The organism is Bacillus sp. m3-13 (genome assembly GCF_000175075.1).
In the GTDB taxonomy this organism is placed as follows: Bacteria; Bacillota; Bacilli; order Bacillales; family Bacillaceae_I; genus Sutcliffiella_A; species Sutcliffiella_A horikoshii_C.
In genome coordinates this window covers 570,868-586,498 of sequence record NZ_ACPC01000019.1, presented here as the reverse complement: position 1 = coordinate 586,498, position 15,631 = coordinate 570,868, and the positions used below count along the sequence as shown (strand labels likewise).

General features: G+C 40.5%; 18 protein-coding genes. 3 read left to right on the top strand and 15 right to left on the bottom strand.

Annotated elements, in window-relative coordinates:
• Window positions 1–49: 49 nt before the first annotated feature.
• The 5 genes from hemW to gpr form a co-directional block, all read right to left on the bottom strand.
• The gene (hemW, locus tag M313_RS0113500; RefSeq protein WP_010196191.1) at window positions 50–1,189 is read right to left on the bottom strand and encodes a radical SAM family heme chaperone HemW; all 1,140 of its coding nucleotides are present in this window, start codon (window positions 1,187–1,189) and stop codon (window positions 50–52) included.
• Between the two features lie 108 nt (window positions 1,190–1,297).
• Window positions 1,298–3,133 (bottom strand): translation elongation factor 4, encoded by a 1,836-nt coding sequence (lepA, locus tag M313_RS0113495; protein ID WP_010196188.1) that lies wholly within the window; start codon window positions 3,131–3,133, stop codon window positions 1,298–1,300.
• Between the two features lie 166 nt (window positions 3,134–3,299).
• On the bottom strand, window positions 3,300–3,650 hold the full coding sequence (locus M313_RS0113490; protein WP_010196186.1) for a DUF3679 domain-containing protein: 351 nt from the start codon (window positions 3,648–3,650) through the stop codon (window positions 3,300–3,302).
• 25 nt (window positions 3,651–3,675) lie between these two features.
• On the bottom strand, window positions 3,676–4,866 hold the full coding sequence (spoIIP, locus tag M313_RS0113485) for a stage II sporulation protein P (RefSeq protein WP_010196185.1): 1,191 nt from the start codon (window positions 4,864–4,866) through the stop codon (window positions 3,676–3,678).
• A gap of 69 nt (window positions 4,867–4,935) precedes the next feature.
• Entirely contained in the window at window positions 4,936–6,171 is a 1,236-nt protein-coding gene (gene gpr / locus M313_RS0113480; RefSeq protein WP_010196183.1) for a GPR endopeptidase, read from the bottom strand.
• A gap of 219 nt (window positions 6,172–6,390) precedes the next feature.
• On the opposite strand from gpr, the gene rpsT reads away from it, so the two are divergent.
• Window positions 6,391–6,657 carry a 30S ribosomal protein S20 gene (gene rpsT / locus M313_RS0113475; protein ID WP_010196181.1) on the top strand — a complete coding sequence of 89 codons (267 nt, stop codon included), beginning with the start codon at window positions 6,391–6,393 and terminating at the stop codon, window positions 6,655–6,657.
• A gap of 492 nt (window positions 6,658–7,149) precedes the next feature.
• On the opposite strand, the gene holA is transcribed toward rpsT, so the two are convergent.
• On the bottom strand, window positions 7,150–8,151 hold the full coding sequence (gene holA, locus M313_RS0113470; RefSeq protein WP_029326501.1) for a DNA polymerase III subunit delta: 1,002 nt from the start codon (window positions 8,149–8,151) through the stop codon (window positions 7,150–7,152).
• Window positions 8,152–8,498: 347 nt separating this feature from the next.
• Here holA and M313_RS25295 point away from each other — a divergent pair, with 347 nt between their 5' ends.
• Window positions 8,499–8,633 carry a YqzM family protein gene (locus M313_RS25295; protein ID WP_010196171.1) on the top strand — a complete coding sequence of 45 codons (135 nt, stop codon included), beginning with the start codon at window positions 8,499–8,501 and terminating at the stop codon, window positions 8,631–8,633.
• A 139-nt stretch (window positions 8,634–8,772) separates the two neighbouring features.
• On the opposite strand, the gene M313_RS0113460 is transcribed toward M313_RS25295, so the two are convergent.
• The 5 genes from M313_RS0113460 to M313_RS0113445 form a co-directional block, all read right to left on the bottom strand.
• Window positions 8,773–11,073 carry a DNA internalization-related competence protein ComEC/Rec2 gene (locus M313_RS0113460; protein WP_029326500.1) on the bottom strand — a complete coding sequence of 767 codons (2,301 nt, stop codon included), beginning with the start codon at window positions 11,071–11,073 and terminating at the stop codon, window positions 8,773–8,775.
• Window positions 11,074–11,088: 15 nt separating this feature from the next.
• Complete coding sequence (locus M313_RS0113455) at window positions 11,089–11,661, bottom strand: ComE operon protein 2 (RefSeq protein ID WP_010196167.1); 573 nt, start codon at window positions 11,659–11,661, stop codon at window positions 11,089–11,091.
• 71 nt (window positions 11,662–11,732) lie between these two features.
• The gene (locus M313_RS25290; RefSeq protein WP_010196165.1) at window positions 11,733–11,849 is read right to left on the bottom strand and encodes a ComEA family DNA-binding protein; all 117 of its coding nucleotides are present in this window, start codon (window positions 11,847–11,849) and stop codon (window positions 11,733–11,735) included.
• A 7-nt stretch (window positions 11,850–11,856) separates the two neighbouring features.
• Window positions 11,857–11,994 carry a ComEA family DNA-binding protein gene (locus tag M313_RS0113450; protein WP_157182469.1) on the bottom strand — a complete coding sequence of 46 codons (138 nt, stop codon included), beginning with the start codon at window positions 11,992–11,994 and terminating at the stop codon, window positions 11,857–11,859.
• 120 nt (window positions 11,995–12,114) lie between these two features.
• Window positions 12,115–12,399 (bottom strand): hypothetical protein, encoded by a 285-nt coding sequence (locus M313_RS0113445; protein WP_010196162.1) that lies wholly within the window; start codon window positions 12,397–12,399, stop codon window positions 12,115–12,117.
• Window positions 12,400–12,481: 82 nt separating this feature from the next.
• On the opposite strand from M313_RS0113445, the gene comER reads away from it, so the two are divergent.
• The gene (comER, locus tag M313_RS0113440; RefSeq protein WP_010196160.1) at window positions 12,482–13,300 is read left to right on the top strand and encodes a late competence protein ComER; all 819 of its coding nucleotides are present in this window, start codon (window positions 12,482–12,484) and stop codon (window positions 13,298–13,300) included.
• 82 nt (window positions 13,301–13,382) lie between these two features.
• Here the strand turns inward: comER and M313_RS0113435 are convergent, their stop codons facing one another.
• Genes M313_RS0113435 through M313_RS0113420 form a run of 4 tightly spaced genes read right to left on the bottom strand, consistent with a single transcriptional unit; the run spans window position 13,383 to window position 15,625 of the window.
• Window positions 13,383–14,135, bottom strand: coding sequence for a class I SAM-dependent DNA methyltransferase (locus M313_RS0113435; RefSeq protein WP_010196156.1), 753 nt, complete (start codon window positions 14,133–14,135; stop codon window positions 13,383–13,385).
• Window position 14,136: 1 nt separating this feature from the next.
• Window positions 14,137–14,487, bottom strand: coding sequence for a ribosome silencing factor (gene rsfS / locus M313_RS0113430; protein WP_010196154.1), 351 nt, complete (start codon window positions 14,485–14,487; stop codon window positions 14,137–14,139).
• On the bottom strand, window positions 14,488–15,066 hold the full coding sequence (gene yqeK / locus M313_RS0113425) for a bis(5'-nucleosyl)-tetraphosphatase (symmetrical) YqeK (protein ID WP_010196151.1): 579 nt from the start codon (window positions 15,064–15,066) through the stop codon (window positions 14,488–14,490).
• Window positions 15,059–15,625: a nicotinate-nucleotide adenylyltransferase gene (locus M313_RS0113420; RefSeq protein WP_010196149.1), complete on the bottom strand. Its 567-nt coding sequence runs from the start codon at window positions 15,623–15,625 to the stop codon at window positions 15,059–15,061. The genes yqeK and M313_RS0113420 overlap by 8 nt, the downstream gene beginning before the upstream one ends.
• Between the last annotated feature and the right edge of the window lie 6 nt (window positions 15,626–15,631).

Sequence of the window (15,631 nt, the reverse complement as noted above, 5' to 3'; positions counted from 1 at the left end):
CGAGTGCTAATTCTATAAATAAATTACCAAATACCTATTCACATGTCAATCAGATCGCACCAATAAAAGCTTGAAAAACTTCATTACCGAGAAATTTCCCTTTTTTTGTTAAACGGATAAAGTCTCCTTGCTGTTCCAAAAGCCCTTTTTGAATATTTTCTTCAATCGGCCCTTTAAGAATATTTAGCATCTCTGCGTCGAATTTTCGTTCAAATCTAGTGATAGAAACCCCTTGTGTCTTGCGTAAGCCTAAGAACATCTCTTCTTCGATTCTTTCTTCTCTTGTCACCACATGTTCCTCTTTATAAGGAAATCCAGTCTCACTGATGGAATCCATATATTTCTTCAGTGGTCCATGGTTTGCACGGCGAACACCTTCTGTATAACTGTGAGCACCAGCTCCGATTCCGTAATAGGACTCATTATCCCAGTATGTGAGATTGTGCTTGCTCTCATAACCTTCCTTGGCAAAATTTGATATTTCATACTGGTGGTACCCATGCTTTTCCATTTCATTCAAAAGAACATCATACATGCTGGTTTCTTCCTCTTGAGTCGGAAGCGGGAGTTTCCCCTTACTCATCAGATTATAGAACACCGTTTTCGGTTCAATAATCAATGAGTAGGCAGAGTAGTGTTCCAATCCAAGGGAAAATGCCGTATGAAGGGTATCCTGAAAATCCTCCACCGTTTGATCGGGAAGGCTGTATATCAGATCCACACTAATATTATCAAAGCCAGCCTCTCTGGCATGCTCGATCGATTTAAAAACATCCGTTTTACGATGAGATCTTCCTATTCTTTTCAAGAGGTCATCATTAAAGCTTTGAACGCCAAAACTTAGGCGATTTACCCCGCCCTCTTTTAATAACCGCAGCTTCTCAAGAGATAAATCTCCAGGATTTGCTTCAAAGGTATATTCAATGTCAGGTACCACATCAAAGTTTCGTTGAATGGATTCCAATAGGTAGGATAACTGCTTTTGGTTTAAAGCCGTCGGAGTTCCACCTCCAACAAAGATGGTTTCCAAATGTTGAGTCGGAAAACGATCTATTGTATTTTTCATTTCCACATCCATAAACTCCAAATAGGCATCCACTGGCTGATTTTTTAGAAAAACTTTATTAAAATCGCAATAATGACAAATATGCTCACAAAATGGAATATGGATATAGGCTGATTTAATCACAACAATCACACTTTCATTAAATAGTATCTAAACTATAGCACAGGCATTTCCATTATGAAAAAATACCGCATCTCTGCGGTATTTTTCGACTATAGCTTAATTAATCTATCACTTTTTCTTCGCTGCATCGTCCATTTTCAGGACCGCCATGAACGCTTCTTGTGGCACTTCAACAGAACCAACCTGTTTCATACGTTTTTTACCTTCTTTTTGCTTATCTAAAAGCTTACGTTTACGTGAAATATCTCCACCGTAACATTTGGCAAGAACGTTCTTCCCCATCGATTTAATCGTTGACCTAGCAATAATTTTTTGACCTACTGCAGCTTGGATTGGAACCTCAAACTGTTGTCTTGGAATAAGTTCCTTTAATTTCTCCACGATTATTTTTCCGCGGTCGTATGCAGAATCGTTATGAACAATAAAGGATAGTGCATCCACTTTTTCAGCATTTAGAAGAATATCCATCTTCACAAGTTTGGAAGGCTTGTACCCAATCAACTCATAATCAAAGGAGGCATACCCTTTTGTATTCGATTTTAATTGGTCAAAAAAGTCATATACGATTTCAGCTAATGGAATTTCATAAACGATACTCACTCGAATGTCATCGAGATATTGCATATCAATAAAGTTTCCACGCTTATCCTGGCAAAGCTCCATAACTGCTCCAACATATTCGTTTGGAACCATCACTGTTGCTTTCACATAAGGCTCTTCCACACGATCAATCGTTTGTGGATCAGGCATATTTGATGGATTATCTACACTCAGCTCTGTTCCATCCGTTAAATGTACCTGGTAAATAACAGACGGGGCTGTCGTAATTAAATCAATATTAAATTCTCGCTCGATACGTTCCTGAATGATTTCCATATGAAGCAATCCCAAGAAGCCACAACGGAAACCAAAGCCTAACGCTTGTGATGTTTCAGGTTCGTATTGTAGTGCAGAATCATTAAGTTCCAGTTTTTCCAATGCATCACGAAGATCATTGAATTTAGCTGAATCAATTGGGTAAAGTCCGCAGTATACCATTGGATTTAATTTTCGGTAACCTGGAAGCGGTGTAACAGCACCATTCTTCGCACTCGTGATTGTATCACCAACACGAGTATCGCCAACGTTTTTGATAGCAGCAGTTAAGAAGCCTACATCACCGACTGTCAGTTCATCCAGCATCACCGCTTTCGGTGTGAATACACCTACTTCGTTAACCTCGAACTCTTTTCCCGTTGCCATCATTTTGATTTTATCGCCAACCTTAACTGTACCATGCATTACCCTAATGTAAGCGACAACGCCACGGTATGGGTCAAATAAACTATCAAAAATAAGTGCTTGCAAAGGTTCATCAGGATCACCTTGTGGCGCAGGAATCCTCTCGACAGCCTGCTCTAAAATATCTTCAATACCAATGCCTGCCTTCGCACTAGCTAAAACTGCATCAGATGCATCCAAGCCAATAACATCCTCTATTTCTTGGCGAACACGCTCTGGCTCTGCACTAGGCAAGTCTATCTTATTAATAACTGGCATAATTTCCAGATTGTTGTCTAATGCCAAATAAACGTTTGCAAGCGTTTGGGCTTCAATACCTTGCGCTGCATCTACCACTAGAATGGCACCTTCACATGCAGCCAAACTTCTGGAAACCTCATATGTAAAATCGACGTGTCCAGGCGTATCAATAAGGTGGAAAATATATTCTTCGCCATCATTTGCTTTATATCGTAATTGAACGGCATTCAATTTAATGGTAATCCCGCGTTCACGTTCAAGGTCCATGGAATCAAGCAATTGATTCTTCATTTCCCTCTGTGTCAATGCAGACGTTTTTTCTAAAATACGGTCTGCTAATGTTGATTTCCCATGGTCAATATGGGCGATGATGGAAAAGTTTCTTATCTTTGATTGTCGTTTTAACCGTTCTTCTCTGTTCATTATCTGTTTCACTCCTACACTTTCGGCAACGTACACTATTTCTGATTATATCAATACGGACAAGAAGATTCAATGATATTTAAAGGGTTTGGGTTTTGACTGCAAAAAAGAAGCTTCCACCCAGGAGGTTTGAGGACTCCTGAAGTTGGAAGCTTTATATTTTATCTTATCCCGTTTTCTCTTCTACGGTGTCTTGGACTTTGTTGAAGAGTCCGCCCATCAGCCCAGAGACACCATCTGCCAACTTTTTGCCGGCAGATGAGAAAACATTGTAGGCTTTGATGCCTTCGAGTTTTTCTTGTTTCTCTTTCATGTCCTGTGAATCTAGTTGTTGACCTAAGATTGTTCCATTGTATCCTTCTGTCGTTTCCGCTACATGAAATGCTTCTCCTTGAAAGGCAGGATCATCATATCCCTTCATTTTCCGCATTCCATCATTGGCCTGTTGCATTCCTAAAAGCACTCCAAGAAATAACACCAGGGAAATGAATAAACATTTTACCATAAACCTTTTCATCGTACTTTCAGCTCCTAACTATTTATCATTGTGCGTCCCCTTCAGGCTCTCCATCCACCTTTTCTGCCTGCCAGTAGATTTCACCAAAAACTTCCGCAAAGATCTCAAGGGTACGATTCATTTCTTCAAACGTATTATCGACTCCCCCTACTTCAATCAGCATCGAGTTAGGAGAAAGGTCTTGATTGTATATGCCATTACGAGTTTCGACAGCAGGAGGAACAAATATACCTTTACTTAAACCAGGATGTAGCTTCTCTAACTTATTGTGAATCTGCTCAGCTAAATATTGGTTCTTTTCATAGTTTTGATTTTTCTTTCCGATAACAAAATAAAGACGAGCATGCGGGACACCGTTAATATCCATTGTAGTACTTTTTCTTCTACCAGAATCTCGGTGAATATCGATCAAATAATTCAGGTCTTGGTTGCCTGCCATGGCCTCTTCCACAATCGGACGGGTAACATCATAGGATTGTCCATACACCCAACCTCTATTTTTCAATGCCAAAGCTGTATCAGTAGTATCAATATCTGTGCCGATTCCGCGCTGAATCAATTCTTCCTGAAGCTTTTTACCGAGACGTGTGACATTGACTTCAGGGTGACTTGCCGCATTAGGACTTGTCACGCCTTCCAAATATGGCAAAAAGGATTCCCTCGAGTGTGAATGATAGATAAAAACGGTCCGCTTATCTCCAGTTGTCTGCGCTGGCGGAGGGGCATTGTCCCCTTCCTCTTCCTCCTCTAATTCAATAATGGAAGCTTGTCTCTCTTCAAGCAATACTTCCATTGGAGGGGAAGATTCCACTGGCATATCTGTATAATTGACACCAGATCCTGCTACGAGAATTTCTCCATCGTAATGTGCAAAACCTGGAATTTCATTACGAATAAGACTTCGCGGATCATCTAGGTTGAGGCTTGTCGTCAATTCAAACAAAGCAGAAGCATAGTTCGGCGCCTTAGCCTCACTTGAAAGTCCTTGGGTAAAATAGGCATTAGTATAACCGAATATATGTAACAGCGACTCCCCTGAGAAACGTTTGGAGAACTCATGGATGGAGCTTGAGCTGACTCGATATTCTGGTTTTAGAGAGGTCATGACACCGGATACCGCAAAGACGAGAATAAATCCTAAGATCACTGCTACGACTGATTTTTTTAAGCTTGTCCCATTTAATATTACGATGCGTGAGGAGCGGTAGCCCTTCATTTTCTCACCCTTTCACATACTTGTTGCTACTATATGTATGCGAAAGGGTGAAAAGTAGAACTATGACTCTTAGTGTGTATATGCGTCTACATTATCCTGGTTTACATGATAATGGAGCGCTGCATTCAAACCTTCTGCCACGACATTTGCCATATCTTCTATAAAATCATCTACTTCTTTTGGTGTTACCATCAGGTTATGACCTAGCGGAGAGAGAACTTCATGAATTAATTTCCGCTTCTCCTCTTCTTCAAGCGTCCCCACGATTCCTAGGAAATTTTTGCGATGCTCTTCCCCTGGCAGATCCTCTTCCGTAAGCGTCCTTTTTTCCCCGAACGTCATCCCTGCAGGCGCAAGGGACCTTGAAGGACTGTCTCCTTCTCTCATCTCTTTACCAAAATGCTTCAAGATGAAATCAATCGTATCACTGGCCATCGAAACCGCATCCACCACAGTCGGAATCCCAATGGCAATGACCGGAATGCCGAGCGTTTCCATACTAAGCTCTTTACGTTTGTTGCCCACACCGGATCCAGGATGAATGCCAGAATCCGAAATCTGGATGGTTGCATTTACCCTTTCGATCGACCTTGCAGCCAATGCATCAATCGCAATGACAAAATCAGGTTTTGTTTTTTCCACCACTCCGACAATGATGTCACTTGTTTCAATCCCTGTTATCCCCATTACACCAGGAATAATCGCACTAACAGGCCTAAATCCATCTTGTACCGACTCCGGCTGAAGCTTGAACAGATGTCTGGTTATCAATAAATTTTCACAAACTAAAGGACCAAGTGCATCTGGCGTTACATTGGTATTTCCAAGTCCCACTACTAAACAGCTTGCATCTTTTGAAATATTAAGCGAGTTCAAAAACGCACTAAATTCTTTAGCGAAAACTTCTTCCACTTTCTTTTGGAGATCGCTGTCCTTCTGGCGGATCCCTACTGTTTCAAGTGTGAGGTAGTTTCCCGGCTTCTTACCAGTCATCTCTGCTCCTTTTTCAGAGATAGTGACAGTGGTAATATTAACTCCGTCTGTTTGTCGTTCCTTTACCACTACGCCTTCGATAGATGAAACTGGTTGTGCTGATGGTTGGTTTGCGTTTGGTTGAGTGTTTGCGTTTGTTTGGTTGTTTGCTTTTGGTTGAGTGTTTTCGTTTGTTTGATTTTGTGCATTCTGATTCGTTCCATTTTGACGATTTTGTTTTTCAACCGCCATTTGATGGGCTTCTACTGCCAAATCGGTCCTTACTTCATATTTACTTAAATCCAACGGTTGTTGCCACTTTGGTTGGGTCATCTATAAACGCCTCCAGCATTGCCAAATTTTAGTTTTATTTTGACCTACCAATCTTTTTTCATGCATAGGAAAACCTCTAGAATTAACATTCAAGAAAATTCCCTTGACTCCCTATTGCATAATCATGACGGATTTGATAAAATATCACTTGTTCTCATAAGTAAAGAAATGTCGAGTTTTATATATTCTCGATCGTTGAATTGTATGGAGGTGAAAGATATGCCAAACATTAAATCTGCTATCAAACGTGTAAAAACTAACGATGTACGTCGTGCTCATAACGCTACTATCAAGTCTTCTATGCGTACTGCTGTGAAGAAAGTAGAAGCTTTTGTTGCTAACAACGATGTTGAAGGTGCAAAAACTGCTTACCTAGAAGCTGCTAAACGTTTAGACAAAGCTGCGCAAAACGGTATCATCCACAAAAATGCAGCAAACCGTCAAAAATCTCGCCTAGCGAAAAAAGTAAACGGAGCTACTGCATAATAAAAGGGCGATCCGGACGGGTCGTTTTTTTATTTTTTGTCCTTTGGGGGTCAGACCCCCAAAGGATTTTTTTGATTAATGTCGAATACTTTATAATACTGCGCTTTTCTAGTCTTTCAAGTGGTGGGAAGTTCAAATGTCCGAAGTTTTTTGGTTTTTGACCGAAGTTTTCGCGAAGTTGACCGAAGATTTTGCAAAGTTGACCGAAGTTTGAAGGTATTTGACCGAACCAATATTATTCTTGACCGAACAAGGTGGTGTAAATGTCCGAACCCCCTTGCAAATCGCTAAATAGTTGACCGAACCATCGAAATATTTGTCCGAATGCCTTTTTAGAAGCTCAAAAGACCCAAAAAAACCACTATTTTTTTTCAAACAACGTGTTTCAGCACCCAAATTCAGTATTATACCAATCTAAATCCCACAAAACATAAAAAAACCACCGAACACTTAATATGTTCGGCGGTTAGAAAGTCTTCTTATTTTATCCATTCATTTCACGGGCGCAAGTTTAATAAGTAGCATCTCCATCGCCAGCTGTTTATCTATTTTTCCGCTCTTCATTAAATAATCAGCCTCTGCAAGGTCGTCCACCATTTTCATTAGTTCCGCTCGCTCAAAATATCCGCCCTGCTGTGACGCTAATTTCACTCGGTAAGGATGCACCCTCAAAATACCTGCCATCTTTTGCTGACTATATCCTTGCTCACTTAAATCTTTCACCTGATACAATAAGCGGAACTGATTGGCAATTAACGCGTGTAATTTGATTGGTTCTTCATTGTTGCGCACCAAATCATAAAACAACCCCAAAGCTTCGTCCACTTTCCTATGTACCATTTTTTCGATCAATTCAAATACAGAATGTTCAATTGATTTTGCTGCTAATTTTTTTACAACATCAACGGTAATCTCCGGTTCCGAAACGCCGATATACATCGCCATTTTATTGATTTCCTGTGAAAGGACGGACAGGTTTACACCTGCTATTTTCAGCAGCTCTTCCGAAGCCGCATCACTTAGGTCGGCTCCATTTTGCAATGCTTTTTCCTTCATCCATATCTTAAGATCCCGCTCACCCAAAGGCTGAACTTCAATGACCTCTGCCTGTTTTTTTAACTGTTTCACTACCTTTTTCCGCTCGTCCAGCTTTTCATATGAGGCCTGTATGACAAATATGGTATATGGTGCGGCTTCTTGTATGTATGCAAGAAATCGGTCTGTATTGTGTTCGACTTTACTTTTACTTTTTTCTGCAGTCAGAAAGAATGGATTGGATAAAACCACCACTCTTCTCTCCCCCATAAAGGGCAAAGTTTCTGCGTCTTCAATAGCAACATCGACTGGTTGTTCTTCCATATCATAAAAGGAAAGATTGAAATCATGTTCCTCTTCATCGAGTGCATGCTCTATGATGGAATTTCTAATTTCTTTCATTAGAAATGCTTCCGTCCCCAATAGTAAGTATATTGGCGCAAAGTGTTTGGCCTTTATTTTTTTCTAATGCTTCGATTCCCATTTTTTTGCTCCCGTCATCTGTTTCTGTACTCCCTTATCGTACATGAGAAATATGTAGATTGACAAGCATCAAAACAGCAGTAAAATGCAAAGGAGACTAGTTCTCACCTACAAAGAACTAATCTCCATTTTATATAAACGTTAACGATGCAAGCCCCAGGTAACTCGCCCGTTAACGATTGCCCCGTTTGGGTGTAATACTATGTTCTCCTCGAATTTCCGAACTATTTGTGACAACTCTTGTCAATGGAGGAAAAGCAAAAATGACTGGTGGATTTTTTTTGCTGTATAGCTTATACTAATGTGTGATAGGAGGGATACTTATGAACGAATTTGAGAAAAGCGTCCAAAGTAAACGTAACGATGCAGTAGATTCTGGTGTCGGTTTTATCGTATCCTTCGGTTTTTTCGCAACAATCTTTGCAATGGCAACATTGATTCAGTACCTAGGATCTTAATGACGGCATAATGATACATACCGTCGTGATTCTTTTCCAAAGCCAGTTGTGAAAAGAATGAGGATAACTCAAAAAGCTTCGCTATAAAAGAGACTGCGTCTTCATGGTGCAGTCTCTTTTTCATTTTTGATACTGTATCCTATGGGATTATGGTGGAAAACGTTCCTCCCCGATGTGTAAATCTAAAGATTATTGCTCCTTGTATGTCTGTTCTGAAAACTTCTGCTTCAACTTGAGACAATCGTTCCAATACTTCTTGATGCGGGTGTCCAAAGCGATTGTTCCTTCCTGCTGAGATAATGGCAACATCGGGCCTTATCTCCCTAAGAAAACTGTCAGTAGACGACGTCTTACTCCCATGATGACCGACTTTCAACACATCCACATTCAGGTTTGGATAGTGGTGCAATAAATCACGTTCCCCTTCCTCTTCCATGTCTCCTGTGAACAGCCATTTCTTATTACTCAATACGGCCAAAAGCACAATGGAGCCCTCATTTTTATTCTCATAAAATTTAGTTGGATGCAGATATAAAAAGCTTGCTTTCCCTGCATTCCAACCGGCGCTAGAAACTGCAACGTTGATACTTGTCCCCCTCTGTTTTGCTACCTTCAATATCTCTTTCTCATATTCACTCACACCAAACCCTTTCGGCACAATGACTTCTCCTATATCCACTTCCCCCCAAAGACTTTCCACATTTCCAATATGATCAAAATCTCCATGTGTAAGAAGCAACTTATCAAGCCTCCTGACTCCTTCTGCTTTTAAAAACGGCACCAATACATCTGAACCGCTATGAAATTCCTTCTTCCTCTCCTTCCACTCTTCTTGTGGAAATGTAAATGCGCCGCCAGTATCAATTAAATAATCCCCTTTGTAAAATGGCAGGCTTATATAAATCGCATCACCTTGACCAATATCCAACACCACAACTTTTCCATAAGGATTTACGTAATCAATATTCCATTGAAAAACCAAGCCCGTAAGTAGAACTATTGTTCCTAACCATCGTTTATTTATTTCCCACATGTAAAAAAAGAAGACTACAGCTAAACAATAGGCTGCCATTAAAATGGGATTAGGTTTTCCGAACACTAATGTCCCTAGTGGAATTTCAGCAATTCTAAGGGCTAAGAAGTTCATATATTCCAACGGGTAGGATAGAAGTGGAACAATTAACGTTACATGTTCAGGAGAAAGGAATAGGACAAAAAAGAGCAGAAAAGAAATGGGCAGTACATAAAGGGAATAGAAGGGAACAAAAATAACATTAAGAAGTGGACTCCAGAAAGAAAACTGATAAAAATGATGAAGAAGTAAAGGCAAAGAGGCAACTTGAGCAATCATGGAGACGATAAATAGTTGAGCAATTCCATTTTGCATTTTTTGAAGGATACCAGAAGCTAATAGCAAGGACAGGCTGACAGAAAAGGAGAGCTGAAAACCAATATGATAAAGGTAATATGGGTTTAGAAGCAAAATAAAGATGCACGCCAAACCAATTGTATCGATAGAGAAGACCTTCTTTTTCAAAAGCATTAAGGTGAGTGCCACCCCTGTCATCGTTGCTGCTCTCATCACAGAAGGAGCACCTCCTGCAAGTAAGACATAAAAAGGCAATAGGCCGATTAATATTACATTCATCCACTGCCTTGTTAAACCGATCCTTATTCCTATGTAAAATGTCGCCGCAGTGATGATTCCGACATGCAGCCCGGATATTGCCAACAGATGCACAAGCCCCAACTGCTGATAAGCATCCAGAATGTCCTCGTCAAGCTTGCTCCGATCGCCAAAAATTAAAGAGATCATAAAACTTGAAGTTGGCTGATCTACATACTGATTGATTAAATTTATTCCTTGTTGTCTGTATTGTTTTATGGATGTTAAGAAGGTTGTTTCGGATGGGGAGAGGCATGCTTCTGGAAGTGAATTCAGCGAAAATATCCAGTGGATTTTCTGTTCATATAAATAGTTTTTGTAGTCAAAAGCGTGAGGGTTGCTTGCTTGTTGAGGTTGTTTTAAGCTTCCTGACCAATTACAGCTGTCGCCAAGCGTTAGTTCTCTAAGCTGAAGTGCTTCTGCTTCTAACTTCATATAATATTCCACCATTAACACTTCATTTTGCAGGCTTTTTATTTGGAAGCTTGCCTTATTTCCATCTATGATTACGGGAGAATGAACAGTGGCTGAAAATTGAGATTCACTTTCATGATGCAAGGAGACATTATTATTTTCTACATACGTCATATAGCCGTAGAAGCCTGCTGTGAAGAGAATGGTTAGGTAAAACAACTTTCGTGATTTGTCGTTTAGACTGTAAATCATATAAAGATACAACAGAGAAAGGGTGAGCAGCCCCCAATGGAAGTTCGACCTGGAGACTGCAACGCCCAAACAGCATGCAATAGCTAAATAGGCATAAAAGCCTGTCATAGGTTTCACCGCACGCTATCCTTTTTTACTGAATAAATCGGTAGAACGCTCGTACCAGCTCTTTATTTCTTCATCACTTGCACCAGACTCCTCCAGCCTTTCAATCAGACTGTTTATGAATCCTATTTTCTCAGGGTCATTCAAACTAACTGCCATTTCGTCCAATTCCACCTGTTCCACTCTCACATCGGCTTGCTCAAACATTTCCAAAGCATATGGATGGTTCTTGTATTCCATTGCGTAGTAAACGGTTTTGATCCCCGCCTGAATGATGGCTTTACAACAGTGCAGGCAGGGAAAATGTGTGACATAAATTTCTGCACCAGTTGTAGGTACACCAAACTTAGAGCATTGAAGCAACGCATTCATTTCTGCATGAATGGTGCGTACACAATGGTTGTCAATGACATAGCATCCTTCATCGATGCAATGAACACCACCTGCTATGGAGCCGTTATACCCACCTGCGATAATTCGTTTGTCGCGGACAATGGTAGCTCCAACGGCAAGTCTTGTACATGTACTGCGTAATGCAAGCAAATGGCTTTGTGCCATAAAATATTGATCCCATGAGATTCTCGTCGTCATCCATCTGTCCTCCAGTTTCTAAAACATTTACAATACCTCTAGTGTATCGGCTATCCTTTCATTTCGTCAATTCAATTAGCAACCGTTATTTCATTTCTTAATTTTTCAAAAGACTTTTGACCGATGCCAGTAACCTGCATGATATCTTCTTCTTTCTTAAACAGCCCATTTTCGTTTCTATAATCCACAATCGCTTTAGCTTTTGAAGGACCAAATTCCAGTTAAGCTTGTCAGCTCATCCACAGATGCTGTATTAATATTGACTAGCCCGCCAGAGTTTCCAGTAAGATCGTTTTCATTTGTCACTGGTTGCTGAACTACTTCATCAATCACTTCGCCCTCCTTTGGAACAATAATCACCATTTCATCGGCTAACAAACGCAGCCAAGTTCACCTTATCTGAGTCAGCTCCCTCCATAAATCCTCCTGCTTTTTCTTACCGCATCGATAATCCTATCCCCTATTTTCATTCGATAAAACGCCGGGCTGCATGACATGACCTTTTATATCAATAAGAACTTCTTGAGCGGCAACCTCTACTTCCTCAAGTTCTTCTATTTCTTCAGAGCTGTTTCCTCCCACTTCCTCCCCTTGCACTTCCTCGATAAAGCTTATCTGCTGCATGGAAGAGTCAGATTTACTTTCATTCAGACTAGACCAGCCAAGGACGGAGATCAGCGTTAATACGCTGATAGATACCAATACTTTCATTTTATGGACAGACCATATTTCTTTCATTGATTTCACCTTCTATTCATATTAGTAAGCCTGAAAACATATAGTGTATGAGAAACTTTTTTGGATGGAGGAGGGAATAAACATGAAGATTGGAATGATCGGCACAGGCAACATGGGGAGAATCTTGGTTGAATCATTTGTCGACTCGAAGGCAGTACCTCCTGAAAATATCACCATAACTAATCGCTCAATAGAAAAGGCGTTTAAAATACAAAGTAAATACCATGATCTACATGTTGCAGAGACTGCCGAAGAGGTGGTTAGAGCTTCTGATATTATTTTTTTATGTGTAAAGCCATTGGATATTCACCCCCTTTTAACAAAGATAAATAAAAACCTTACGTCTGATAAATGTGTCATTTCCATCACAAGCCCAGTTTCTGTCATACAACTTCAAACTTTGGTCACGTGCCAAGTGGCTAGAATTATCCCGAGCATTACCAACCGTGCACTAGCGGGAGTCACTTTAGTCACATTCGGAGATAATGTGGAGGAGCACTACCGAGAATTCCTGCTTTCCATTTGTTCGAAAATCTCTACACCGATTCATATTAAGGAAAACGTTACGAGAGTTGCCTCTGATATAGTGAGCTGCGGACCTGCATTTTTCAGCTATATTTTACAAAGGTTCATAGACGGAGCGGTAAGTGAGACGGCCATTTCCAAAGAACAGGCGACAGATTTGGCAAGCCAGATGATCATCGGCATGGGGAAATTAATTGAAAAGGATATTTATACATTACAGACTTTGCAAGAAAAGGTATGTGTTAAGGGTGGTGTCACCGGAGAAGGTATCAAGGTGTTAGAAAACGAGCTTGGTGATGTGTTCCATCATGTTATACAGAAGACGCATGAGAAGTTTGATGAAGATATTACAGAGGTTAAAAAACAGTTTCACTAATAAAGGTATTCGCTATTACTCGACAAAATCCTTTAAGTTTTTATAAATTTCTTCACCAAAAAGGCGCCCTATTAAAGGACGCCTATTTTTGTGCAACAAAGAACACTCTTTCTGCGTGGTCAGCCATATGGTCGGTTGAATAATCGCCAGTTATGGACTTGACGGAAAACCCTGCTTCTTCTAACCACTTTTTATATGTTTCCACATCGAAAGTCCGTTGGAAATGCAGTTCGTCAAAACGCAAATAGCGGTCTGTTTCTTCTTCTTTTACAAAAAAGGATAGCTCATGTTCCACACTATTTGGATGCTCTCCAGGAAAGCTGTTCCAAATATAAGATACATCTTCTTCGACACTTGTAAAAGTATTGTTCATAAACACTTGTGTCATTTTATAAAGGGAGTGAACATCAAAAAGCAGCAGTCCGTCCTTTTTCAGCTGGTTGAAAGCGGATTTAAAGGTGTTTTTTACGTCTTCTTCTGACTCCAAATAATTTAACGAGTCACAGAAAATCGTGATACAATCCACACCCTTAAAGCCTTCAAGTTCTGCCATATTTTGCTCATAAAAAGGAATGGAAAGTCCTGAAGCTGAAGCTTTTTCATGAGCAATGGCCAACATACTTTCCGAAAGGTCAACACCTGACACTTCCCATCCTGCTTGAGCAAAACGAATAGCAAGTTCTCCTGTCCCACAACCAACATCTACGACAGAAAAGCGATCAGAATCATCAGCCATATACCTTTGTTTAACGGTTTGGACAAAGGAGACCCACTCGTCGTAAGGAACGTCCTGCATTAATCGATCATAAATATAGGCAAATTGACCGTATGCCATGTTACGTTAACTCAAGTTGAATATCTTCACGAGGAGCGTCTCCCCAAAGACGTTCAAGATTGTAATAGCCACGCTCATCTTTATGGAACACATGGGCAACGACATCTCCAAGGTCCACAAGGATCCATCGAGCTTCATCAAAGCCTTCCATTCTGCGTACATGTTGACCGTTTTCTTCTGCCACTTCTTTAATCGCACGAGCAATAGCCTGGACTTGTTTGTCTGAGTTACCGTGGCAAATCAAGAAATAATCTGAAACAAGGGAAATCCCCTGCATATTTAATGCAACCAATTCTTCTGCACGTTTATCATCTGCAGCCTTTGCTGCGAGCTGTAATAGTTCGTTTGACATTTATGTTAACTTCCTTTCTTTTACCTTCATAGTCATATCGTTATAAGCATGGAATGTATCTGGGTAGACTGGTTGATTACGCGTTAATAAGTATGTAATTGTATTCTTCATAGCCTGGATAACGGCAATATCAAGCGAGGACTTAGCAGATTCCCTAACTTGTTCAACTCCTGGAAAGTCCCGCCCAGGTTCGATATAATCGGCTACATACAAAACCTTATCCAACGTACTCATGTTTATTTTACCCGAAGTATGGCAGCGTATCGCTTCAAGAACTTCGTCATCTGAAATCCCAGCTTCTTTTTCCACAAGATACGCACCAACAGGGGCATGCCATAGTTCATCATGAAACTGCAACAAATCCTGCGGCATCTTTTGATCGATGATAATCCTGCGCATTTCCCCTTTATCGCGAAACTTGGCGTAATCATGGAAAATGGCAGCAAGCTCTGCTTTGTCTTTATCAACGCCATATCGCTCCGCAAGTTCTATCGCAGCTTCCATGACTCCGATTGTATGAACATAACGCCGCTCTGTTAATTGCTCTTTCACCAGTCTTAACGCTTTTTCTCTATTCATATAGGCGTTTCTCCTCTATGATTTCTTTTACCTTATCAGGCACTAGGTATTGAGAAGTCCATCCCTCTTGCACACGCTTCCTTATTAAGGTCGAACTAATGTCCATTTGAGGGGTTTCCACCTCTAGCACTGGGTATTCTGATGAGAAAGTATAGCCAGGGCGTTTTACCCCAATAAATGTGATGATTTGAAGCAGTTTTTCTATGTTGTGCCATTTAGGCAGGTATTCCACCATATCTGCCCCTATTATAAAATAGAAGCGGGTATCGGGATACTTTTTTGCTAATAACAACATTGTATCATATGTATAGGAGGGACCCTCCCTTTGAAGCTCAATGGTTTCCACCCGGAAGCTGCTATTTGACCTAACAGCAGCTTCAATCATTTTAACCCTAATGGGCGTCGGAGTTACGGATTTATTTTGCTTATGGGGAGGAATATGATTTGGCATAAACCAGATTTCATCTAATGACAGCTTCTGCCGTACATCGTTTGCAATCAGAAGATGACCGACATGTGGTGGATCAAATGTTCCGCCGATTATGCCCACTTTATTCATGATGAT